The sequence below is a fragment of the Pseudomonas sp. SDO52101_S400 genome (assembly GCF_054071635.1).
Map to the genome: position 1 here is coordinate 1 of NZ_JBSVWF010000054.1, position 22,679 is coordinate 22,679.

The 22,679-nt window shown below is 61.7% G+C and carries 20 protein-coding genes and 1 pseudogene; 12 read left to right on the forward strand and 9 right to left on the reverse strand.

What is annotated here, in order from left to right; translation table 11 throughout:
- The first annotated feature begins 218 nt into the window (after positions 1-218).
- Positions 219-1,577: an 8-oxoguanine deaminase gene (locus tag ACW9HX_RS23020; protein ID WP_457382366.1), complete on the forward strand. Its 1,359-nt coding sequence runs from the start codon at positions 219-221 to the stop codon at positions 1,575-1,577.
- Between the two features lie 60 nt (positions 1,578-1,637).
- On the opposite strand, the gene ACW9HX_RS23025 is transcribed toward ACW9HX_RS23020, so the two are convergent.
- Entirely contained in the window at positions 1,638-2,729 is a 1,092-nt protein-coding gene (locus ACW9HX_RS23025; protein WP_457382367.1) for a calcium:proton antiporter, read from the reverse strand.
- Positions 2,730-3,015: 286 nt separating this feature from the next.
- Here ACW9HX_RS23025 and ACW9HX_RS23030 point away from each other — a divergent pair, with 286 nt between their 5' ends.
- The 3 genes from ACW9HX_RS23030 to ACW9HX_RS23040 all read left to right on the forward strand — a co-directional run bounded on the left by ACW9HX_RS23030 (position 3,016) and on the right by ACW9HX_RS23040 (position 6,221).
- Complete coding sequence (locus ACW9HX_RS23030) at positions 3,016-4,089, forward strand: BMP family ABC transporter substrate-binding protein (protein WP_457382368.1); 1,074 nt, start codon at positions 3,016-3,018, stop codon at positions 4,087-4,089.
- Positions 4,090-4,220: 131 nt separating this feature from the next.
- Entirely contained in the window at positions 4,221-5,186 is a 966-nt protein-coding gene (locus ACW9HX_RS23035; protein WP_457382369.1) for a 2-oxoglutarate and iron-dependent oxygenase domain-containing protein, read from the forward strand.
- A gap of 81 nt (positions 5,187-5,267) precedes the next feature.
- Positions 5,268-6,221, forward strand: coding sequence for an adenosine deaminase (locus ACW9HX_RS23040; protein WP_007958502.1), 954 nt, complete (start codon positions 5,268-5,270; stop codon positions 6,219-6,221).
- A 120-nt stretch (positions 6,222-6,341) separates the two neighbouring features.
- Here ACW9HX_RS23040 and ACW9HX_RS23045 read toward each other — a convergent pair whose 3' ends face one another.
- The 3 genes from ACW9HX_RS23045 to ACW9HX_RS23055 all read right to left on the reverse strand — a co-directional run bounded on the left by ACW9HX_RS23045 (position 6,342) and on the right by ACW9HX_RS23055 (position 9,821).
- Positions 6,342-7,724 carry an MFS transporter gene (locus ACW9HX_RS23045; protein WP_457382370.1) on the reverse strand — a complete coding sequence of 461 codons (1,383 nt, stop codon included), beginning with the start codon at positions 7,722-7,724 and terminating at the stop codon, positions 6,342-6,344.
- Positions 7,725-7,849: 125 nt separating this feature from the next.
- Positions 7,850-8,584: an ArsR/SmtB family transcription factor gene (locus ACW9HX_RS23050; RefSeq protein WP_457382371.1), complete on the reverse strand. Its 735-nt coding sequence runs from the start codon at positions 8,582-8,584 to the stop codon at positions 7,850-7,852.
- Between the two features lie 307 nt (positions 8,585-8,891).
- Positions 8,892-9,821: a LysR family transcriptional regulator gene (locus tag ACW9HX_RS23055; RefSeq protein ID WP_457382372.1), complete on the reverse strand. Its 930-nt coding sequence runs from the start codon at positions 9,819-9,821 to the stop codon at positions 8,892-8,894.
- Positions 9,822-9,937: 116 nt separating this feature from the next.
- Between ACW9HX_RS23055 and ACW9HX_RS23060 the strand changes: the two genes are divergently transcribed.
- From ACW9HX_RS23060 to ACW9HX_RS23070, 3 genes are all read left to right on the forward strand, one after another.
- Positions 9,938-10,231, forward strand: coding sequence for a putative quinol monooxygenase (locus ACW9HX_RS23060; protein WP_096819697.1), 294 nt, complete (start codon positions 9,938-9,940; stop codon positions 10,229-10,231).
- Positions 10,232-10,263: 32 nt separating this feature from the next.
- Entirely contained in the window at positions 10,264-11,277 is a 1,014-nt protein-coding gene (locus tag ACW9HX_RS23065) for a zinc-binding alcohol dehydrogenase family protein (RefSeq protein WP_457382373.1), read from the forward strand.
- A gap of 166 nt (positions 11,278-11,443) precedes the next feature.
- Positions 11,444-11,617, forward strand: coding sequence for a hypothetical protein (locus ACW9HX_RS23070; protein ID WP_289204423.1), 174 nt, complete (start codon positions 11,444-11,446; stop codon positions 11,615-11,617).
- A 10-nt stretch (positions 11,618-11,627) separates the two neighbouring features.
- Here ACW9HX_RS23070 and ACW9HX_RS23075 read toward each other — a convergent pair whose 3' ends face one another.
- Together ACW9HX_RS23075 and ACW9HX_RS23080 are read right to left on the reverse strand one after the other, a co-directional pair.
- Positions 11,628-12,830, reverse strand: coding sequence for a multidrug effflux MFS transporter (locus ACW9HX_RS23075; RefSeq protein ID WP_457382374.1), 1,203 nt, complete (start codon positions 12,828-12,830; stop codon positions 11,628-11,630).
- Positions 12,831-12,947: 117 nt separating this feature from the next.
- Complete coding sequence (locus tag ACW9HX_RS23080; protein ID WP_457382375.1) at positions 12,948-13,145, reverse strand: heavy-metal-associated domain-containing protein; 198 nt, start codon at positions 13,143-13,145, stop codon at positions 12,948-12,950.
- A gap of 148 nt (positions 13,146-13,293) precedes the next feature.
- Between ACW9HX_RS23080 and ACW9HX_RS23085 the strand changes: the two genes are divergently transcribed.
- The 3 genes from ACW9HX_RS23085 to cueR all read left to right on the forward strand — a co-directional run bounded on the left by ACW9HX_RS23085 (position 13,294) and on the right by cueR (position 16,555).
- Entirely contained in the window at positions 13,294-13,677 is a 384-nt protein-coding gene (locus tag ACW9HX_RS23085; RefSeq protein WP_457382376.1) for a hypothetical protein, read from the forward strand.
- A 77-nt stretch (positions 13,678-13,754) separates the two neighbouring features.
- Positions 13,755-16,145: a heavy metal translocating P-type ATPase gene (locus ACW9HX_RS23090; protein ID WP_457382377.1), complete on the forward strand. Its 2,391-nt coding sequence runs from the start codon at positions 13,755-13,757 to the stop codon at positions 16,143-16,145.
- Positions 16,142-16,555 carry a Cu(I)-responsive transcriptional regulator gene (gene cueR / locus ACW9HX_RS23095; protein WP_007958485.1) on the forward strand — a complete coding sequence of 138 codons (414 nt, stop codon included), beginning with the start codon at positions 16,142-16,144 and terminating at the stop codon, positions 16,553-16,555. Before ACW9HX_RS23090 ends, cueR begins: the two co-directional genes overlap by 4 nt.
- Here the strand turns inward: cueR and ACW9HX_RS23100 are convergent.
- Both ACW9HX_RS23100 and ACW9HX_RS23105 read right to left on the reverse strand, forming a co-directional pair.
- Positions 16,509-17,726 carry an MFS transporter gene (locus ACW9HX_RS23100; RefSeq protein WP_457382378.1) on the reverse strand — a complete coding sequence of 406 codons (1,218 nt, stop codon included), beginning with the start codon at positions 17,724-17,726 and terminating at the stop codon, positions 16,509-16,511. The genes cueR and ACW9HX_RS23100 overlap by 47 nt on opposite strands.
- A 56-nt stretch (positions 17,727-17,782) precedes the next feature.
- On the reverse strand, positions 17,783-18,679 hold the full coding sequence (locus ACW9HX_RS23105; RefSeq protein WP_192563381.1) for a PA4780 family RIO1-like protein kinase: 897 nt from the start codon (positions 18,677-18,679) through the stop codon (positions 17,783-17,785).
- Positions 18,680-19,123: 444 nt separating this feature from the next.
- Here ACW9HX_RS23105 and ACW9HX_RS23110 point away from each other — a divergent pair.
- Positions 19,124-20,212: pseudogene (locus ACW9HX_RS23110) on the forward strand (cache domain-containing protein); the annotation flags it as partial.
- A gap of 129 nt (positions 20,213-20,341) precedes the next feature.
- Positions 20,342-21,070, forward strand: coding sequence for a methyl-accepting chemotaxis protein (locus ACW9HX_RS23115; protein WP_371320909.1), 729 nt, complete (start codon positions 20,342-20,344; stop codon positions 21,068-21,070).
- A 200-nt stretch (positions 21,071-21,270) separates the two neighbouring features.
- Here the strand turns inward: ACW9HX_RS23115 and ACW9HX_RS23120 are convergent, their stop codons facing one another.
- Positions 21,271-22,548 (reverse strand): acetyl-CoA C-acetyltransferase, encoded by a 1,278-nt coding sequence (locus tag ACW9HX_RS23120; protein WP_457382379.1) that lies wholly within the window; start codon positions 22,546-22,548, stop codon positions 21,271-21,273.
- Positions 22,549-22,679 lie beyond the last annotated feature (131 nt).

A 22,679-nucleotide genomic window follows, 5' to 3' on the forward strand; every position in this document is an offset into this window, starting at 1 on the left:
GCGGTGTGTCTGCGCGAGATTTTCCAACAGATACGACGCTTTCGCGAGCAAGCCCGCTCCCACATTGGAATTGTGAGTTGTCTGGTCGGGTTGGGCTTGCCCGTCGCAACATTTTGTTCGAAACTCCGCACCTCGTCCTTTGCGGCGACCCTGGATCAGCAGACAGGGCAACACTGAGCTGGCAACCCTGAACCCAACTTTCAGAGGAGCCGGCCACAATGCCTGCGACCCGTATCTGGTTAAAAAATCCCCTCGCCATTTTTACGGCCAACGGTCTCGATGCCCGTGGCGGTCTGGTGCTGCAAGACGGTGTGATCACCGAAGTGCTCGGCGCCGGCCAGCAACCTTCCGCGCCATGCAATGAAGTGTTCGACGCCCGTGAACACGTGATCCTGCCGGGCCTGATCAACACCCACCACCACTTCTATCAGACCCTGACCCGCGCCTGGGCGCCGGTGGTCAACCAGCCATTGTTCCCGTGGCTGAAAACTCTGTACCCGGTGTGGGCGCGCCTGACGCCTGAAAAACTCGCCCTCGCCACCAAAGTCGCGCTGGCCGAGCTGCTGTTGTCGGGTTGCACCACCGCCGCCGACCACCACTACCTGTTCCCGGATGGCCTGGAAAACGCCATCGACGTGCAAGTCGAAACCGTGCGCGAACTGGGTATGCGCGCCATGCTCACCCGCGGTTCGATGAGCCTCGGCGAGAAGGACGGCGGCCTGCCTCCGCAGCAGACCGTGCAGGAAGGCCAGGTGATTCTCGACGACAGTCAGCGCCTGATCCACGAGTACCACGAACGTGGCGACGGCGCGCAAATCCAGATCGCTCTGGCACCGTGCTCGCCGTTCTCGGTGACCCCGGAAATCATGTCCGCCAGCGCCGATCTGGCGAACAAGCTTGATGTGCGCCTGCACACTCACCTGGCCGAAACCCTCGACGAAGAAGACTTCTGCCTGCAACGCTTCGGCCTGCGCACCGTGGATTATCTGGACAGCGTCGGCTGGCTCGGCCCGCGTACGTGGCTGGCCCACGGCATCCATTTCAACCCCGACGAAATCGCTCGCCTCGGCGCGGCCGGCACCGGCATCTGCCATTGCCCGAGTTCGAACATGCGCCTGGCGTCCGGCATCTGCCCGAGCATCGAACTGACCGATGCCGGCGCACTGTTCGGTCTCGGCGTGGATGGCTCGGCGTCCAACGATGCGTCGAACATGATCCTCGAAGCCCGTCAGGCCCTGTACATCCAGCGCCTGCGTTATGGCGCCGAGAAGATCACCCCGGAGCGTGTGCTGGGCTGGGCAACCAAGGGTTCGGCGAGCCTGCTGGGTCGTACCGACATCGGCGAACTGGCGGTGGGCAAGCAGGCGGACCTGGCATTGTTCAAACTGGATGAGCTGCGCTTCTCCGGCAGCCATGACCCGATCTCGGCGCTGCTGTTGTGCGGCGCGGATCGGGCGGATCGAGTGATGGTCGGTGGCAAATGGCGCGTGATTGACGGGCAGGTTGAAGGGCTGGATCTCAAAGGCCTGATTGCCGATCACAGCCAGGCTGCCCGGCAGTTGATCGCCGGAACCTGATCCAGGTGAAGGTCTGAAGGTGGGAGCAAGCCCGCTCCCACATTTGGTTTTGTGGTGTTCTCAAAGTCCGAGCAGCGACAACATGATGAACGTCGCAAACAGCACAAAATGCGTCATGCCCTCGATGGCATTGGTCTCGCCGTCATTGAGGTTGATCGCGCTGACGATCAGCGTGATAAAGATCATCACCGTCTGCACCGGCGTCATCGCCATCTGAAACGGCTGACCGGTGTAGAGCGCCATTGCTTCCATCACCGGAACCGTCAGAATCACCGTCGACAACGAAGCCCCCATCGCAATGTTGACCACCGACTGCATGCGGTTGGCCAACGCCGCGCGCAACGCGGTCAGGATCTCCGGCGCCGCCGAAATCGCCGCCACCAGAATCGCCGTGATCACCGGAGGTGCGCCCGTCCCTTCCAGGCCCAGATCGAGGGTCTTGGACATCACCTCGGCCAATGCGCCGATCACCACCACACCGAACACCAGAATGCCTATCGACAGCGCCAGGCTGACCGGTTTCGGCTCCTGCTCCACGGGCTCTTTCTTGCGGCGTTTATCCGGGTAGCTGTAGCTGAAAAAGTAACTGTGCGGGCCGACCTGCATGCGCAGGAACAACGTGTAAAGCACCACCATCGCGCCGATGGTGAACGCAGAATAGATTTTCCAGTCGGCCTCGGGAATGAACTCCGGCACCACCATCGACACGCCCATGGCGGTGAGGATCATCACGCTGTAGCTGCGGGCCGAATCATCGTTGTAGGACTGCTCGCCATGCTTGATCCCGCCCATCAATGCGGCCAGGCCGAGAATGCCATTGATGTCGAGCATCACCGCCGAATAGATCGTGTCGCGCACCAGGGTCGGTGAAGCTTCGTTGCTCATCATGATCGCCAGGATCACCACTTCCACCAGCACGGCGGCGAGGGTCAGGATCATCGTGCCGTACGGGTCGCCGACTTTTTCCGCGAGCAGTTCAGCCTGGTGGGCTACGCGCATCGATGCAGCGACGATGAACGCGATCAACACCAGCCCGGCCGTCAGGGCGACGACCTGGCCGCTGTGCAGCAACCAATGCTCCAGCGGATAGGCGACAAGAGCCGCGATCAGGGCCAGCAGCAGAAAGCTTTCTTGCTTGAGGATCGTGAGCATGGCGGGCCTTCGGGTGCTGAGGTCGAATGAGCTACTGACTGCGGGGCGGCGCTAATGGTTCGTTACACCTTAGCGCACCAGTGGATGGCAGCTTTATCTAAACCTGCACTTTTATTGGCCTTTGCGGCCTCTTCGCGAGCAAGCCCGCTCCCACATGAGAATGCGATCCTCTGTGGGAGCGGGCTTGCTCGCGAAGGCCTCGCCGCGATTTCGAATCGATTTGTTGTCCGCTTGGTCAGCCTTTTGCATTGCCCTCCCCACACACAACAAAAGGGAGTTAGCGTTCATGCAAAAACGTCCACTGCAAAAACTGCTGTGCATCGCCATGGGCCTTGGCCTCAGCCTTGGCGCCAGTGCCGCCGATCCACTGAAAGTCGGTTTCGTCTACATCGGCCCCATCGGCGACCACGGCTGGACGTATCAGCATGAACAGGGGCGCAAGGCGCTGGCGGACAAACTCGGCACGCAGATCACCACCAACTACGTGGAAAACGTCGCCGAAGGCGCCGATGCCGAGCGGGTGATCCGCAACATGGCCAAGGACAACTACGACCTGATTTTCACCACCTCTTTCGGCTACATGAACCCGACGGTGAAAGTCGCCAAACAGTTTCCCAAGGTGACCTTCGAACACGCCACCGGCTACAAGCAGGACAAGAACCTCGGCACCTATCTGGCGCGCACTTACGAGGGCCGTTATGTCGGTGGTTTCCTCGCGGCGAAGATGACCAAGACCAAGAAGATTGGCTATGTCGCCTCGTTCCCGATCCCGGAAGTGATCCGCGACATCAATGCCATCCAGCTGGCCTTGAACAAATACAACCCGGGCACCGAAATCAAAGTGGTGTGGGTCAATTCGTGGTTCGATCCGGGTAAAGAGGCCGACGCCGCCAACGCACTGATCGATCAGGGTGTGGACGTGGTGTTCCAGCACACCGACAGCCCGGCACCGATCCAGGCCGCCGAGCGGCGTGGCGTATACGCCGTGGGCTACGCTTCCGACATGGCGCACTTCGGCCCGAAAGCGGTGCTGACCTCGATCGTCAACGACTGGGCGCCCCACTATATTCAGGCGACTCAGAGTGTGATCGACCACAACTGGAAATCCCAGGATTACTGGGGCGGGTTGAAAGAAGGCACGGTCGAACTGCCGATCAGCGATCTGGTGCCGGCGCCGGTTAAGGCCGAAGCCGAGCAGATCATCGCCGACATCAAGAGCGGCGCCCTGCAACCGTTCACCGGGCCGATCAAGGATCAGGCCGGGGTCGAGAAAATCCCGGCGGGGGTCAGTGCTACCAATGCCGAACTGGCGTCGATGAATTACTACGTCGAAGGTATGAAGGCCGAGATGCCGAAGTAACGCCTGCCCGCCATAAAACCCTGTGGGAGCCAGCCTGCTGGCGATAGCGCACTTTCAGTCGATACCGTTCTGGCCTCATCGCCAGCAGGCTGGCTCCCACACTGGATCTCACATGACTCCAAGGATTGTGCATGAACAGCCTTCCGATCATCGACATCTCGCCGCTCCATTCAGACGACCAAAATGCCTGGCCCGCCGTCGCCGGACAGATCGACCAAGCCTGCCGCGAATGGGGCTTTTTCTACATCAAGGGCCATCCGATTTCTGCGCAGCGCATCGAATCCCTGCTCAATCACGCCCGGCACTTTTTCGCGCTGCCGACAGCGGAAAAACTCAAGATCGACATCACTCGGACCGCCCATCACCGCGGCTACGGCGCCATCGCCACCGAACAACTCGACCCGGACAAACCCAGCGACCTCAAGGAAACCTTCGACATGGGCCTGCACCTGCCGGCCGATCATCCCGAGGTGCTGGCGGAGAAACCCTTGCGCGGCCCCAACCGTCATCCGGCCATTGCCGGTTGGGAAGCACTGATGGAGCAACACTACCGCGACATGCAGGCCCTCGCGCAAACCCTGTTGCGAGCCATGACTTTAGCGCTGGGCATCGAGCGCGACTTCTTCGATACACGCTTCAACGAACCAGTCAGCGTATTACGGATGATCCATTACCCGCCACGCCACACCGCCAGTTCCGCCGAGCAACAAGGCGCCGGCGCGCACACCGATTACGGCTGCATCACGCTGTTGTATCAGGACGCGGCCGGCGGTTTGCAGGTGAAAAACGTCAACGGCCAGTGGATCGACGCCCCGCCCATCGACGGCACGTTCGTGGTCAACCTCGGCGACATGATGGCGCGCTGGAGCAACGACCGTTATCGCTCGACTCCGCACCGGGTCATCAGCCCGCTCGGCGTGGATCGCTATTCAATGCCGTTCTTCGCCGAACCGCACCCGGACACTCGCATCGAATGCCTGCCCGGTTGCCAGGACGCGCAACATCCGGCGAAGTATCCGACCACCACCTGCGCCGAATTCCTGCTGTCGCGCTTCGCCGATACCTACGCCTATCGACGGGAGCCGCAAGCAGTGTGATGGATCGGTTGGTCAGGTTTTGCCAATTGTTTCGGCGGGCATCTGTAGAATGCTCGTCATTGCACCTGATGAGAAAAGAATATGTACGACTGGCTCAACGCCCTGCCCAAGGCCGAACTGCACCTGCACCTCGAAGGCTCGCTGGAGCCCGAGCTGCTGTTCGCCCTGGCCGAACGCAACAAGATCGCCCTGCCATGGAGCGATGTGGAAACCCTGCGCAAGGCCTACGCCTTCAACAACCTGCAGGAATTCCTCGACCTGTATTACCAGGGTGCCGACGTGCTGCGCACCTCCCAGGATTTCTACGACCTGACCTGGGCCTACCTGCTGCGCTGCAAAGAACAGAACGTGATTCATACCGAACCGTTCTTCGACCCGCAGACCCACACTGACCGTGGCATCCCGTTCGAAGTGGTACTCAACGGCATCGCCGCCGCGCTGAAGGATGGCGAGCAGCAACTGGGCATCACCAGCGGTCTGATCCTGAGTTTCCTGCGCCACCTGAGCGAAGACGAAGCACAGAAAACCCTCGACCAGGCGCTGCCGTTCCGCGATGCGTTTGTCGCTGTAGGTCTGGACAGCTCCGAGATGGGTCACCCGCCGAGCAAGTTCCAGCGCGTGTTCGACCGTGCCCGTCACGAAGGCTTCCTGACCGTTGCCCACGCCGGCGAAGAAGGCCCGCCGGAATACATCTGGGAAGCCATCGACCTGCTGAAAATCCAGCGCATCGACCATGGCGTGCGCGCCATCGAAGACGAGCGTCTGATGCAGCGGATCATCGACGAGCAGATCCCGCTGACCGTGTGCCCGCTGTCGAACACCAAGCTCTGCGTGTTCGATCACATGTCCCAGCACAACATCCTCGACATGCTAGAGCGTGGCGTGAAGGTCACGGTGAACTCCGATGACCCGGCGTACTTCGGGGGTTATGTCACCGAGAACTTCCATGCGCTGCATACCCACCTGGGCATGACCCAGGATCAGGCCAAACGCCTGGCACAGAACAGCCTGGATGCGCGGTTGGTAAAACCGTAACAACGCTGAAGATCCAATGTGGGAGCCAGCCTGCTGGCGATGAGGCCGTTACATTCAACATCTGTGTTGATTGAAAGCCCGCAATCGCCAGCAGGCTGGCTCCCACAATAGGATCTGTATTCAGCCAGCGACCTGAGCTTCGGTCAGCTCTTCCAGCGTCTTGCCCCGGGTCTCCATCCCGAACAGCCACACCACCCCCGCCGCAATCGCAAAGCACAACGCCCCCAACGCAAACACCCCGCCCTGCCCGGTGATCGGGAACACCAGCCCGGTGACCAACGGCCCGAGCAGCGAGCCCACGCGCCCGATGGCCGAGGCGAAACCCGAGCCCGTCGCCCGCGCCGAGGTCGGGTACAGTTCCGGCGTGTAGGTGTAGAGCACCGCCCACATGCCGAACAGGAAAAACTGCATCAACAGACCCGTGCCGATCAGCAGTGCCACGTTGCCGCCAAACACTGCGCTCTGCCCGTACAGAAACGCCATCACCCCGCCACCGAGCAACGTGACGATGCACACCGGTTTGCGCCCCCAACGCTCCACCAGCCACGCCGCCATCAGAAACCCGGGAATCCCGCCCAGGGAAATCAGTACCGTGTAATACACGGACTGGGTGACCGCGAACCCCGACTGTTGCAGCAACGCGCTGAGCCAGGAGGTCAGGCCATAGAAGCCGAGCAATGCAAAGAACCACAGGCTCCAGATCATCATCGTGCGCTGGCGGTACTGCGGCGACCAGATCTGGCCGAGGGCCGAGAGGAAATTGCCCGGTGGCGTGATCACCCGAGGCAGGCGAACCGGCTCCGGCAACGCAGCCCCGCCAAGCGACGCCCGCACCCGGCCCTCGATTGCGCACAGCACCTTGTCGGCAGCTTCATGCTTGCCCGCCTGCTCCAGCCAGCGTGGCGACTCGGGAATGAAAAAGCGGATCGCCAAGACAAACACTGCCGGTACCGCCAACACCAGAAAGATGTCGCGCCAGCCAATCAGCGGTAGCAGGAAATACGACAGCACCCCGGCAGCGACAAAACCCAGCGGCCAGAAACCGTCCATCAAGGCGATGTAGCGCCCGCGACGCCGGGCCGGGATCAGCTCGGACAGCATCGACTGGGCAATCGGAAACTCCATGCCCATGCCGATCCCCAGCAGGATGCGGAACAGCGTGAGACTCTCGACCGTTTGCGCCGTGGAGCACAGGTAACTGGCCACACCCCACAATACGATGCTCCACTGAAACACCGGTTTGCGACCGAAACGATCAGCCAGCAACCCGGACAGCGACGCCCCCAGCACCATGCCGAAAAAACTCGAACTGGCCAGCAGCCCGGCCTCGGCGCTACTCAGGCCGAACTCGGTTTTGATCGAGCCGAGCAAGAAGGTCATCATCGCCAGATCCATGGAGTCGAAGAAGAACGCCAGGGCGATGATGATGAATATGATCCGGTGATAACCGCTGACCGGCAGGCGTTCCAGTCGATCTGCCGCGCTGAAGCTTCCCGTGTCCATGCCACCTCCTCCACCCGAAATATCTGCGGATCGAGTGTGCGCGATAGCCGTTCAGCGTTTGTGCCAGATGCGACCTGTTCGCAGCCGTAGGCGACGCCTGTCATCCGAAAATGGCGCAAAGTGCTCTAGAACGCCATTTCCAGCTCGGTCTCCCGGGCGAATCGATGAATTTCCCGCTGCCCTGCTGCCGTCAGTTGCAGGGCGCGCGAATCGTTGGGCAGCATCAACCAGCCGGACTGCATGAACAACTGGAGTAAAGCCGCTCCCAGTGAGCCGCCCATGTGCGGGCGACGCTCGCTCCAGTCCGGGCAAGCACACGCCACCTGGGCATTGCGGTGGGCCAGCGCCTGGATGAAGACCCCACGACTGGCCAGTTGCGTCGCCCCCTTGTGCGTGACCACCACCCGATGCTCAAGCTGCTCGATCCAGCCGGCATCGAGCAGGCGTTGATACAGATCGGCAGCCAGCGTACCGCCCAGATGATCATCGCAAAAACGCGCACGCAGCAGAGAGGATGGGGCGGCCTGAGGTCTGGCAATGGGTGTGGCGCGCTTGAACACGTCGGGAATCTCCCGCGGCGCGCTGGCAAGCGTGGCGCTGGCCAGGGCCTCGATGGCCGCGCCGATTTCCGGAGCTGCCAGGCGAAAGAAGCGCTTGCGCCCGCGAGCCTCGACCTTCAACAGACCGCCAGCGGACAAGCGCCCCAGATGCGCGCTGGCCGACGAGGGCGACAGCCCCGCCAGCAGAGCCAGTTCCTCGGTCTGCCGGGCCGAGCCATCCATCAACGCCCACATCATCGCGCTGCGTTTGGGATCGGCCAGCAACGTGGCGATCTGGCTGATGCAAGGTGCATGTTCCATGTATTCACTCCCTGTTGAATCGTATCGTCTACTGCTCAGAGACATCTTGACCAGTAATCAGTCGTCGGCCAAGCCGCGCAAAAACGCCTTGATCGGAGGCGAGGCAACACACTGCCACCCGGTATTCGCAGTACTTGATGCAACCGTCACCACTGCCCGGCCAGTGTCGGTCCGAGCGTGCCTGTGCCCGCATGCCGGTGCAGGCTTCAGGCGGTCGCTAGTATAAGCGGGTTGCTCGCGGCGTCCTGCGCCGGAGCGGGTACGGCTGGTGATTGTTCCTGACAGAAATTTCGCTATTTGCCTGCGACTAATGATCGAACTGCGAAAAAGCGGGAAATCGGCTACTCAATTCGGCGCAACGGCTGGCGAGCATCTCCCTCAACAGGTTCACCGGCTTACTCAATTGTGCGCGATGGGCGCACAGCAGATTCAGCGGAGCCCGCTCGCAGAGCAGCCCGGGCAGCAGCACTTTCAGTCGCCCGGCGAGCACATCGCCGGCCACATCCAGCCAGGACTTGTAGGCGATGCCCGCCCCCGCGACGGCCCATAAACGCACCACGTCGGCGTCATCGCTGAAACGGTCGCCGCTGACGGTCAGGCTGACTTCGCGTTTGCCGTCATGAAAACTCCAGTGGTCATGCACTCGGCTACCCAGCATGTACAACAGGCAGTTGTGCTGCGCGAGCTGTTCCAGTTGAGTCGGCTCGCCATGTTGCGCCAGATAGCCGGGAGAGGCGCAAAGTACCCGTCGGTTCTGCGCGGCGACAGGTAGCGCGACCAGACTGGAATCCTCCGGTTCGCCATAACGCAGGGCGATATCCACCGGTTGGCGAAACAGGTCGGCGATGCGGTCCCCCAGCAACAGGCGCACCGTCAGTTTCGGGTGTTCACGCTGAAACTCATCGAGCCACGGCAGCAGCAGGTTGCGGCCGAAATCCGACGGTGCCGACAGTTGCAGAATCCCGCTGACCTGTTCCTGACCACTGGCCAGCAGACGACGGCCTTCCTCCAGATTGCTCAGCGCCGCCCGGGCGTATTCGAGGAAGCCTTCGCCTTCAGATGTCAGGCGCAAGCTGCGGGTGGAACGTGCCAGCAAACGCGCTCCAAGTTGCTGCTCGATACGCTTGAGCGCCGCGCTCGCCACGGCGGCGGACATGTCCATCACCCGTGCCGCCGCCGACAGACTGCCCAGATCCGCTGCCCGGACAAACAACTGCAAGTCGTCGAAACGCAGCATTTCAGCCTCGATTATCAAAAAAGCATTGAAAGAGACTGCTCTTTTAGCGGGTTTTATCTCGGGTAGAAATAGCCAATCATGCCACCCATCGAATTCATCCCGCTTCGGAGTCGAACATGTCTCAGCCATTCACCGCCATCGCCACCCTGATCGCCAAACCTGGCCAGCAGGACGCCCTCGAACAGCACCTGCGCGCCCTGATCGAACCGACCCGCGCGGAAGCCGGTTGCGGCCAATACGACCTGCACCAGGACCTGGCCAACCCGCTGGCCTTTTACATGATCGAGCAGTGGGCCAGCGACGAAGCCCTGCAGGCCCACGACGACAGTGCGCATATCCAGCATTTCCGGGCGCAGGCCGCTGGTTTCCTCGAACATTTCGAGCTCAAGCGCCTGCGCGCCATCGCCTGAATCCTTCCTTCAAGCACTTTTCGGAGTCATCCATGAAAGCCATCGCCTATTACGCGTCACTGCCGATCAACGACGAAAAATCCCTGCAAGACATCGAACTGCCGGAACCGGTGGCCGGTCCGCGCGACCTGCTGGTGGAAGTCAAAGCGATTTCGGTCAACCCGGTCGACACCAAGGTTCGCCAGAACGTCGCACCAGAAGACGGCGCCGCCAAGGTGCTGGGCTGGGACGTGGCCGGCGTGGTCAAGTCGGTCGGCAGTGAAGTGACGCTGTTCAAGGCGGGCGACAAGGTCTTCTACGCCGGCTCCATCGCCCGGGCCGGTGGCAACAGTGAACTGCACGTGGTGGATGAGCGGATCGTCGGCCATATGCCCAAATCCCTCGGCTTCGCCGAAGCTGCAGCGCTGCCGCTGACCGCCATTACGGCGTGGGAGCTGTTGTTCGAACGTCTGCAGATTCGCGAAGGCAACACCGACGAAGGTCAGAGCCTGTTGATCGTCGGCGCGGCCGGTGGCGTGGGTTCGATCCTGACCCAACTGGCCAGCCAGCTGACCGGGCTCAAGGTGATCGGCACTGCCTCCCGCCCGCAAACCCGCGACTGGGTGAGCGAACTGGGCGCCGACGTAGTGATCGATCACAGCCAGCCGTTGAGCGAAGAACTGAAACGCGCCGGCCTCGGCCACGTGACCCACGTCGCCAGCCTGACCCAGACCGACCAGCACCTGGACCAATTGGTCGAAGCCCTGGCGCCGCAAGGCAAACTGGCGCTGATCGATGATCCGAAAGCGCTGGACGTGACCAAGCTCAAGCGCAAGAGCCTGTCGCTGCACTGGGAGTTCATGTACACCCGCTCGCTGTTCGAAACGCCGGACATGATCGAGCAGCACAAACTGCTCAACCGGGTGGCCGACCTGATTGATGCCGGAACGTTGAAGACCACGGTGGGCGAGCACTTCGGCAAGATCAACGCGAGCAATCTGCGCCGAGCCCATGAATTGCTGGAAAGCGGCAAGGCCAAGGGGAAAATTGTTTTAGAAAGTTTCTAAAACTCGGAAGGCCGCAGCCTACGCCCGAGCCAAAAGTATCTGGCGCGGGGGCTGCGGTCGCTTTTTGCCGTCAGTCAGATGCTTGACCCTTGTCACAATTGCGATCGTATTCAGGTCTACAATCGAGACCTCTGCGATGCAATCTTTTACGTCCGGGAGGTCAGCAATGAAGATCCTGATAAAAGAAGTGGCAAAGTCCCAGTGGCAAGTTCGTCTCGACCAGCACGCCGTGACATTCCGCAGTGAGGCCGAAGCTCGGGCCTTCACCCGCACCCTCGAAGCGCGTCTGCACGCGCCCCATCAGATTCCCGACCTCGGCCAGCAACGCGCTGTCGGCTGAGTTCTTCCGTTCAGACTTCGGCCTGCGCCTTTGCCAGCGCCCGGGCATTCTGTATGCGCCGGGTGAGCATCGCCGCGCTGACCACCAACAGACCGCACAGGCTGATGACCATGGCCATCGGCACGGCCGTGCCGTCGTGCAAAACCCCCACCAGCGCCGAAGCACCTGCGGCGACGCTGAACTGCATGCTGCCAAGCAATGCGGACGCACTGCCGGCGCGAGCGCCCTGCCCGTTCATCGCACTCGCTGCCGCATTGGGGCTGATGCAGCCCAGGCTCGCCACACAGATGAACAACGGGATCAGCAGTGGCCACAGAGCCTCGGTGTGCAGGGCACTGACCGCGAGCAACGTCAACCCGGCGCCAAAGTAAACCCAGACCGCCCGTGACAGCAGAAACGCCGGGCCACGTTTGGCCAACAGTCGCGCGTTGACCTGTGCCACCAGAATGAATCCCGCCGCGTTGGTGCCGAACAGCCAGCCGAAATGCTCGGCCGGTACGCCATACAACTTGATGAAAATGAAAGGCGAGCCGGCGATGTAGGCAAACATCCCGGCGATAGCGATGCCGCCGGTCAGGGCGTGGCCCATATAGACCGGATCGGTCAGCAACCGGCCGTACTGGCGCAGTGCGCCGGACAATGGCTGGCGCGGAACATGGGCCGGCAGACTTTCCGGCAGGCCGAGGGCCACCGCCAGTCCGGCCAGGGCACTGAACCCGGTCAGCACCAGGAAGATCGACTGCCAGCCCGTGGTGTTGACCAGCAGGCCGCCGAGCATCGGCGCCAGAATCGGTGCCAGCCCCATCACCAGCATCAGTTGCGAGAAGACTTTCGCCGAACCCACCGCATCGCACTTGTCGCTGACTACTGCCCGGGAAATCACCATCCCCGCACAACCGCCCAGCGCCTGAACGAATCGCGCACCAATCAACCATTCAAGATTCGGCGCATAGGCGCAAGCCAGTGACGCTAGCGTGAACAGCGTCAGCCCCACCAGCAACGGAATCCGTCGGCCAAACCGATCCGCCACCGGCCCGTAAGCCAGCTGACCGATGGACAGGCCAAAGAAGTAAGCCGACAACGTCAGCTGGACGTGTTTCTCATCGGTGCCGAACGCCAGCGCCATGGAAGGAAACGCGGGGAGATAGAAGTCGATCGCCAACGGACCGAAAGCGGTCAAGGCACCGAGAATCAGAATGGTACGGAAGTTCATCAGGCGTCCAGGTCCGGCAGGCAGTTGGGTGGGCACTTTGGTAGAGAGTGCAGCCCGACAGTCTAGCCGCGCGAGGACGCCTTGAACATTCCGATAGCTCGCTAACTATTAAAAAGTTCAGGCGAGTCTGATGGCATAACCTTCTTCGCTGATCGCCTCGATCACCTGCTCGGCGCTCAACGCACTTTCGACACCGACTTCCTTCGCTGCCAGATCGACCCGCACGCTGGCCGCCGGATCCTTGCTCTGCACCGCTTGGGTGACGGCTTTGACGCAGTGACCGCAGGACATGCCTTCAACAGTGAAAACTTGCATGGAATGACTCCTTTGAGTGAGGTTGCCGGCAGTTTCGAGCTTGCCACGATGGCAAGGTCAAGTTCTGCAAAAAACTGCCGGGCTGGCAATCGGCGCCGCGCTCGGCCAAGCTGCGTGCATCAATGACATAAATTCAGGAGATTCAGCCATGCGCTGGTCAGCTTTCAGCCTGTTTGGCTTCCTCAGCCTCTTTGCTGCGATCCCTTCGGTGCAGGCCGCCGGGGAGGATTTCGGGGTGCTGATCATTTCCCGCGAGCGCCTGGAAGTTGCGACCTCCTGCGAAATCGGCGTCTACATCCAGGATCAACTGTCGGCGCGACTGTTCCAGGAGCAAAGCACCTCGTTCAACCTGCCGCCGGGCAATGTGTCACTGCGCCTGAAGCTGCTGCCGGGGCAAATGCCGGGCTGCAACCCGGGCATGCTCGCGCCGGGCTCGCAGGAGATCAAACTGCATGCCGGCGACATCCTGAAGTTCCGGATTGCGATGAATGCGGAAGGCATGTACCTCAAGCCCACTGGCCTCGGTTACTGACACTTTCGGATTGGCGCTTGACCTTGCCAGCATGGCAAGGTTGATCCTGTAGGCATCTTCTACAGGGAGTACGACCGATGTCCGATTCCATCACGTTCGATCTGCCCATCAGCGGCATGACCTGCGCCAGTTGCGCCGGTCGTGTCGAGCGGGCGTTGAGCAAAGTCAGCGGCGCCAGCGCCGTCAGCGTCAACCTCGCCACCGAACAGGCCCGCGTACAGGCACCCGGCGACAGCCTGCCGGCGCTGATGGAAGCGGTTGAGCGTGCCGGTTACAGCGTGCCGCAGCAAACCTTGGAATTGAACATCGACGGCATGACCTGCGCCTCCTGCGTCGGCCGCGTCGAACGCGCATTGCAAAAAGTGCCGGGGGTGAACAGCGTCAGCGTCAACCTGGCCAATGAACGCGCCCACCTCGAACTGCTTGGCGCTGTCGATCCGCAGCTCCTGATCGCCGCCGTGAGCAAGGCCGGTTATTCGGCCAGCCTCTTCGAACTTGAACACCAGACCGACAATCATCAGCAACGCCTGAGCCACGAGCGCTGGGCGCTGATCTGCGCCATCGCCCTCGCCTTGCCGCTGGTGCTGCCGATGCTGCTGCAACCGTTCGGCATTCACTGGATGCTCCCGGCCTGGGCGCAGTTCGCACTCGCCACGCCGGTGCAGTTCATCTTCGGTGCACGTTTTTATGTGGCCGCATGGAAAGCCGTGCGCGCCGGGGCCGGCAACATGGACTTGCTGGTGGCGTTGGGCACCAGCGCCGGATATGGACTGAGTCTCTACGAATGGGCGACCGCCGACGGAGGCATGCCGCATCTGTATTTCGAAGCCTCTGCGGTAGTCATCGCTCTGGTGCTGCTCGGCAAATACCTGGAAAGCCGCGCCAAACGCCAGACCGCCAGCGCCATTCGCGCACTGGAAGCCTTGCGCCCGGAGCGGGCGATTCAAGTCATCGATGGTCGCGAACAGGACGTCGCCATCAGCGCCCTGCGCCTCGGTGACCTCGTACTGGTCAAACCCGGCGAACGTTTCCCGGTGGACGGCGAAGTGCTGGAAGGCCAGAGCCATGCCGATGAAGCGCTGATCAGCGGCGAAAGCCTGCCAGTGCCCAAACAACCGGGCGACAAGGTCACCGGCGGTGCAATCAACGGCGAAGGCCGCTTGCTGGTGAGCACGACTGCACTCGGTGCGGAAAGCGTACTGGCGCGAATCATCCGTCTGGTCGAAGACGCCCAGGCGGCGAAGGCACCGATCCAGAAACTGGTGGATAAAGTCAGTCAGGTGTTCGTGCCGACGGTTCTGCTGCTGGCCCTCGCCACGCTGATCGGCTGGTGGCTGTATGGCGCGCCGCTGGAAACCGCGTTGATCAACGCCGTCGCGGTATTGGTCATCGCCTGCCCCTGCGCCCTTGGTCTGGCGACACCGACCGCAATCATGGCCGGTACCGGCGTGGCGGCACGGCACGGGATTCTGATCAAGGACGCCGAGGCACTGGAGCGTGCCCATGAAGTCAGCGCCGTGGTGTTCGACAAGACCGGCACCCTGACCTCCGGCACTCCGCGCATTGCGCACTTCAGTGCGATCGATGGTGATGAAGATGCCCTGCTGACAGCAGCCGGCGCGCTGCAACGCGGCAGTGAACATCCGCTGGCCAAAGCGGTGCTGGATGCCTGTGCCGAGCGCAATCTGACTGTGCCCGACGTCAGCGATAGCCAGTCGCTGACCGGTCGCGGCATCGCCGGCCACCTCGACGGGCGGCGCCTCGCCTTGGGCAATCGCCGACTGCTGGACGAAACCGGGCTGGACGCCGGCACGTTGGCGGAATCCGCCAAGGCCTGGGAAACCGAGGGCCGGACACTGTCCTGGCTGATCGAACAGAGCCCTGAACCCCGAGTGCTTGGGCTGTTCGCCTTCGGTGACACCCTCAAGCCCGGCGCGCTGCACGCGGTGCAACAACTGACAGCACGAAATATCCACAGCCACTTGCTGACCGGCGACAACCGAGGCAGCGCCCGTGTGGTGGCCGAAGCGCTGGGCATCGAGAACGTCCACGCCGAAGTGCTGCCGGCGGACAAGGCCGCCATCGTCGCCGAGCTGAAAAAAACCGGCGTCGTCGCCATGGTGGGCGACGGCATCAACGATGCCCCGGCGCTGGCCGCAGCCGATATCGGCATCGCCATGGGCGGCGGCACCGATGTGGCCATGCACGCCGCCGGTATCACCCTGATGCGCGGCGATCCGCGACTGGTACCGGCAGCGCTGGAGATCAGCCGCAAGACTTACGCGAAGATCCGGCAGAACCTTTTCTGGGCTTTCGTCTATAACCTGATCGGCATTCCGCTGGCGGCGTTCGGCTTCCTCAACCCGGTGCTGGCCGGCGCGGCGATGGCCCTGTCGAGCGTCAGCGTGGTAAGCAATGCGCTACTGTTGAAAACCTGGAAACCCGAGGATCTGGAGGACAACCGATGAACATCGGCCAAGCGGCCCGCCACAGTGGCCTGAGCGCGAAGATGATCCGTTATTACGAGTCGATCGGTCTGCTCAAGGCTGCCCATCGCACCGACAGCGGCTATCGCGTCTACGGCGACGATGATCTGCATACGCTGGCGTTCATCAAGCGTTCGCGGGACCTGGGCTTTTCGCTGGAGGAAGTCGGCAAACTGCTGACGCTCTGGCAGGACCGCCAGCGCGCCAGCGCCGATGTGAAGGCCCTGGCCCGCCAGCACATCGACGAGCTGAATCAGAAGATCCGCGAACTCGGCGAACTGCGCGACACCCTGCAGGATCTGGTCGAGCACTGCCACGGCGACCATCGCCCGGACTGCCCGATCCTCAAGGAGCTAGCGTCGGGCTGCTGCGCGCAACCCGCTCGCGCCTGAGCAGCAGGACGTTCATCGACAGCACCGTGGCGAGGGGGATGCCGTGGAACAGCAGCACCACGGCACCCGGTGCCCACCACTCATAGAACGGTGCGGCGATCAGCATGCCGATGCCGAACCCGGTCATCTGCAACAGCGTCAGGAAACTGAAGATCGGCAGGCGCAGTCGCTCCGGCTCCCGTTGCAGACGTGACATCAGACCGACTTCCGAGAACCCGTCCCCCAGCCCGGCCGGCAGTGAAAACAGCAGCAGGCCATAGAGGCTTTGATGCTGGAACATCAGGATGAAACCGCAGGACATCAGTAATACGCCGCCAAAGAATCTGCGTTCCAGATTGATGTTTTCCGAGCCCTTGAGGCGACTGGCAATCCGCGCCCCCAGCAATTTTCCGCTGGCCCACACCGCGAGCATCAGGCCCAGCGTGGTGCTCGCCGAGTCCGGTGTCAGCAGTCTGGAAATGATCGGGAACCCGACATTGTGCGCGGCGCTGCCCAAGGTGTCGGCCATCGTCACGGCCAGCATCGCGGCAATCACCGGGGCGCTGCGCAGGCCCTGCAGCAACGCCGACCATTCGCCCTGTTCAGCGCAGGATTCGGCGACCGGCTCCGGTGCGCTGAACCGCAGCGGCGCAATCAAGACTGCCGCCAACAGATAGGTCAATGCGTTCAGCACAAACACCGTTTCAAAACCGAATCCCGCGACCAGCAACCCGGACACCAGGCTGCCACCGACCATCGCCATGGACGAAGCGGACGTGATCCAGGCATTGGTCTTGAGCAATTGCGCCGGTTCGATCAGGCGCGGCAACTGGCTGTTGAGACCGATGGCGAACATCGAGTTGCCAAAACCCAGGCCGAACGCGATCAGCGGCAACAGCAACGCCTGCTGGCTGACCGGCACGATCAGCAGCAAACCGAGCACGGCGGCGCGCAAAAGATCGAAGGCAATCAGCGGCAAGCGACCGCTGCATCGGCGATAAAACGCGGTGCCGATCAGACTGGCGAAGATCCCGCCGCCCACGCGACTGGCCAGGAAGATCCCGACGCTCATGGCGCTGTTGCTCAGCAGGTAGACATAAGTGGCCAGCGCAACCATGTTCAGGAAGGCGCCGAAATCGGAAATAAGCCGCGCCGTGATGATCAGCCGGACATTGCGGGTGGTGCTGGTCACAATCAATCCTTGAATGTGTAAAACCCGGCCGAAGCCGGGTTTTCTTTTTCAGATGCTTATTGCATCCACGGTGGCGGAGGCGGTTCGTCGGACTTGCCCTTGGGCTCGTCGTCCGCCGCACGGATGGCTTGCTTGCGCTCCTCATCCAGACGCGCCGCTTCGATCTCGCGCAGTACCCCGCCGACATCGGCCAGGTCCTCGGGATCGTCGAACTCGCCGGTCAGCACGCTGGCCGGGTGCAACGTACCCGCTTCATACAACGCCCACATTTCCTTGGCGTATTTGGTTTTCTTCAACTCCGGGGCGAACCGGCCGAAGTAAGACGCCATGTTGCCGACGTCACGCTCCAGCATGCTGAACGCGTGGTTGTTGCCCGCCGCGTCCACCGCTTGCGGCAGGTCGATGATGACCGGACCGGTCGGCGTCAGCAGCACGTTGAACTCCGAGAGGTCACCGTGCACCAGACCGGTACACAACATCAGCACGATCTGCGAAATCAGGAACGCGTGGTATTCGCGGGCCTGATCCGGCTCCAGCACCACGTCGTTCAGACGCGGCGCGGCATCGCCGTATTCGTCGGCCACCAGCTCCATCAGCAGCACGCCTTCGAGGAAGTCGTACGGCTTGGGTACCCGCACACCGGCGCTGGCCAGACGGAACAGCGCCGCAACTTCGGCGTTCTGCCAGGCGTCTTCGGCTTCCTTGCGCCCGAACTTGGAACCCTTGGCCATCGCCCGGGCCTGTCGGCTGTTACGAACCTTGCGGCCTTCCTGATACTCGGCCGCCTGGCGGAAACTGCGTTTGTTCGCCTCCTTGTAGACCTTTGCGCAACGTAACTGATTGCCGCAGCGCACCACATAAACAGCTGCTTCTTTGCCACTCATGAGTGGACGCAGCACTTCGTCGACCAGACCGTCCTCGATCAGGGGTTCAATGCGTTTTGGAGTCTTCATCAGCTTTTATTGTGGGTCCTTTATTACCAAACACGCGAATGTCACTCGTTATACGGCAATCCTCGCATCACGGGGAGGGGTTGCCGACCTGTGAACCTGTGGATGCACACACTGTGCCGGATCAAACGGGTCATTCCACCCACTTGTATCGGCCGCAGCGAATCATAGCCGAGCCCGCCAGACTTGTTGGCGCAAGGACTTGAGGGCATTTGCGACAGAATCTGACATCCAGCATCACTCCTTTCGTAAGAATTTTCTCTTACGGCCTCAATTTCCCTCTTCGGCAGCCGAAGTCCTCAGAGACAGAGGAATTTGTCCGACAATCGTTCCAAAAAAACTCCGATGTCGCACTCGAAGGATGGAGTGGCAAACAACGTTTTTCGGCTGCCAATAAACCGCGAGTCATCTGCACTGCGTGGGCCTACAAGAAAATCTGGAGCGCGGATGAACATCAAACAGAAGTTGACGTGGGCGTTTGCAATCATCGCCTGCTTGCCCGTGGTGCTGGTCGCCACGCTGGTGGTACTCAACCTGCGCAGCGATGCCCGGGAAGGTTTTGTCGACGGCAGCGGACGCGAGATCCGTCAGGTCAGCAACGCCATGCAGCTTTTTTTTGACGGCATCAGCCAGAACGTCGATTACCTGGCAACGCAACCGTTGATCAAGAACACCGACGACAGCCTCAAGACCTACATGAGCGCCAACGCCGAAAGCGTCCCACAGGGCGAGATGGACAAGAAGGTCTTCGCCTTCCTCCAGGACCTGGGCAACAGCCACCCGGCCTACGCCTACGCCATTGTCGGCACCGCTGCCGGCGGCTACGTCTCCTGGCCCGACGACCCCAAGCTGAACAATTACGATCCGCGTCAGCGCCCCTGGTACAAGGCCGCTCAGGCCAAACCCGGCAAACCGCTGCGCACAGCCGCCTATTACTGGGCACAGGACGATGCGACCTACGTCAGCACCGTACGCACCATCGACAACAAACTCGGCAGCAATGGCGGCGTGGTCAGTATCGACGTCACGCTCAAGCAGCTCACCGAGATCGTCAAACAGATCAAGCTCGGCGAAACCGGTTACCTGATGCTGCTGGAAAACAGCGGCATGGTGCTGGTCGATCCGAAGCAGCCCGAGCACAATTTCAAGCCTCTGGACAGCCTCGGCGAGGGTTACGCGCAACTGGCCAAGGCCGGCAAAGGGCTGGTGGAAGTCGAACTCAACGGCGAGCGCTACATGGCCAACGTCTGGCCGTCGGAGCAACTGGGCTGGACCTTCATCGGCCTGATCAAGCAGAACGACGTAATGAGCTCGGCCACTAAACTGACTTGGCTGATCGCAATCATCGCTGCCGTGCTGGCGGTGATCTTCGCCGTCGTCGGCGCCAGTTTCGCCAGCCTGATCGTGCGACCTATCCGCAGCGTGGCCAGCGGTCTGGAAGGCATCGCCCAGGGCGAAGGCGACCTGACCAAGAACCTCGACATCCGTGGCAGCGACGAAACCGCGCAACTGGCCAACTGGTTCAACCAGTTCCTGACTGCGATTCGCAGCCTGATCCAGCACATCGGCGGTGCAGCCGGGAAAATCCTCGCCACTTCGCAGAGCTCGACCCGGGTTTCCGGCGACATGGCCGAAGCCGCCGGACGCCAGCGCGAAGCGGTGGATATGGTATCGACCGCGTTCCACGAAATGGTCGCCACTGCCAACGAAGTCGCCCGCTCGTGCAGCCAGGCAGCGGAGTCGGCTGACAGCGGCCAGCGCCAGGCGCGTGAGGGTCAGCAACAAATCGATGCGGCGGTACACAGCGTCGATCAACTGAGCCAGGAACTGGAGCAGTCGGCGCAGTCGATGCAGCAACTGGAACGCGACAGCAACGACATCCAGTCGATCCTCGGCACCATCCGTTCCATCGCCGAACAGACCAACCTGCTGGCACTCAACGCGGCCATCGAGGCGGCGCGTGCCGGCGAGCAAGGCCGTGGCTTTGCGGTGGTGGCCGATGAGGTCCGCGCACTGGCCAAACGCACGGCGGATTCGACGGCGGAAATCGACGGTCTGCTGGGCAACCTCGCCAAGCGCACCAGCGCCGTGACCCAGCAGATGCGCGCCAGCCTCGATGTCTCGCAACAATCGGTGGCACGTATCGGCGAGGCGCGGGAAAGTTTTGGTCAGATCCGTGAATCGGTGGATGTGATTCGCGACATGAACACCCAGATTGCCACGGCCGCTGAAGAGCAGCATCAGGTGGCCGAGGACATCAATCGGCATATCAGCCAGATTCACGGCGATGCGCAGTTGGTGGCGGAGTTGGCGAATTCGGCGCGGCTGGATTCGCAGAGTCTGGCGGGGTTGTCGAATGAGCTGGATGGGTTGGTGCGCAGGTTCCGGACTTGAGTCAAAACCAGAAGCGCCCTCACCCCAGCCCTCTCCCGGAGGGAGAGGGGACTGACCGAGTTGTCTTTCGCTATACATCGACCTGAAAGATCGAGTCGATTATGGATTCGGAGCGATTCTGTCACGTCGGCACATCTCTAAAGCATCCCCCAATCGGCTCCCTCTCCCTCCGGGAGAGGGCTGGGGTGAGGGCTGCTTTTTCAGCGCTCGATGATCGCCGTCACCCCCTGGCCCCCCGCCGCACAAATCGAAATCAACCCCCGCCCCCGCCCCGCCGCATCCAGCAGCTTCGCCAGGTTCGCCACGATCCGCCCGCCGGTCGCCGCAAACGGATGCCCCGCCGCCAACGAGCTGCCCTTGACGTTCAGGCGGCTGCGATCGATCGAGCCCAACGGCGCATCCAGCCCCAACCGGGTCTTGCAGTATTCCGGATCCTCCCAGGCCTTGAGCGTGCACAACACTTGCGCAGCAAACGCTTCGTGGATTTCGTAATAGTCGAAGTCCTGCAAGGTCAAACCATTGCGCGCCAGCAACCGTGGCACCGCATACACCGGGGCCATCAAAAGTCCTTCTGCGCCGTTGACGAAGTCCACCGCCGCCGCTTCGCCATCGCGCAGATACGCGAGGATCGGCAAGCCTTTTTCTTTGGCCCACTCTTCACTGCCCAGCAGCACCACCGAGGCACCATCGGTCAGCGGCGTGGAGTTGCCGGCGGTCAGTGTGCCCTTGGCACTTTTCTCGAAGGCCGGTTTCAGGGTCGCGAGTTTTTCCAGGGTCAGGTCCGGGCGCAGGTTGTTGTCGCGGGTCAGGCCCAGGAACGGGGTCATCAGGTCGTTGTGCCAGCCTTCGCTGTAGGAGGCGGCGAGTTTGTGGTGGCTTTCGAGGGCCAGTTGGTCCTGCTCTTCGCGAGGAATGTTCCAGGTCTGCGCCATCAATTCGCAGTGCTGGCCCATCGACAGGCCGGTGCGCGGCTCGCCATTGCGCGGGAATTCGGGGATCAGGTGTTTCGGGCGCAATTGCAGAAAGGTCTTGAGCTTGTCGCCGGTGGTCTTGGCACGGTTGGCTTGCAGGAGGATTTTGCGCAGGCCTTCGCTGACGCTGATCGGCGCGTCCGACGTGGTGTCGACGCCGCCGGCAATGCCGCAATCGATCTGGCCGAGGGCAATCTTGTTCGCCACCAGTAACGCAGCTTCCAGGCCGGTGCCACAAGCTTGCTGGATATCATAGGCAGGCGTTGCCGGCGACAGGCGCGAGCCGAGCACGCATTCACGGGTCAGATTCATATCCCGTGACAATTTCAGCACCGCTCCCGCGACGACTTCGCCCATGCGCTGGCCGTGCAGGTTGTAGCGTTCGATCAGGCCTTCAAGGGCGGCGGTGAGCATCACCTGATTGCTCGCAGTGGCATACGGCCCGTTGGAACGGGCGAACGGAATACGGTTGCCACCAATGATCGCGACGCGGCGCAGCTGACTCATGAAAAACTCCTTGTGAAATATCCAGTCTGAAAATCGGGCACTGAAAATCCCGCCGGGCCCCAAAAACACCGGGGGCAAACTACTCTGCTGTTCTAGCGTAGGCCTTATTGCGTGGATCGAACGATTGATTG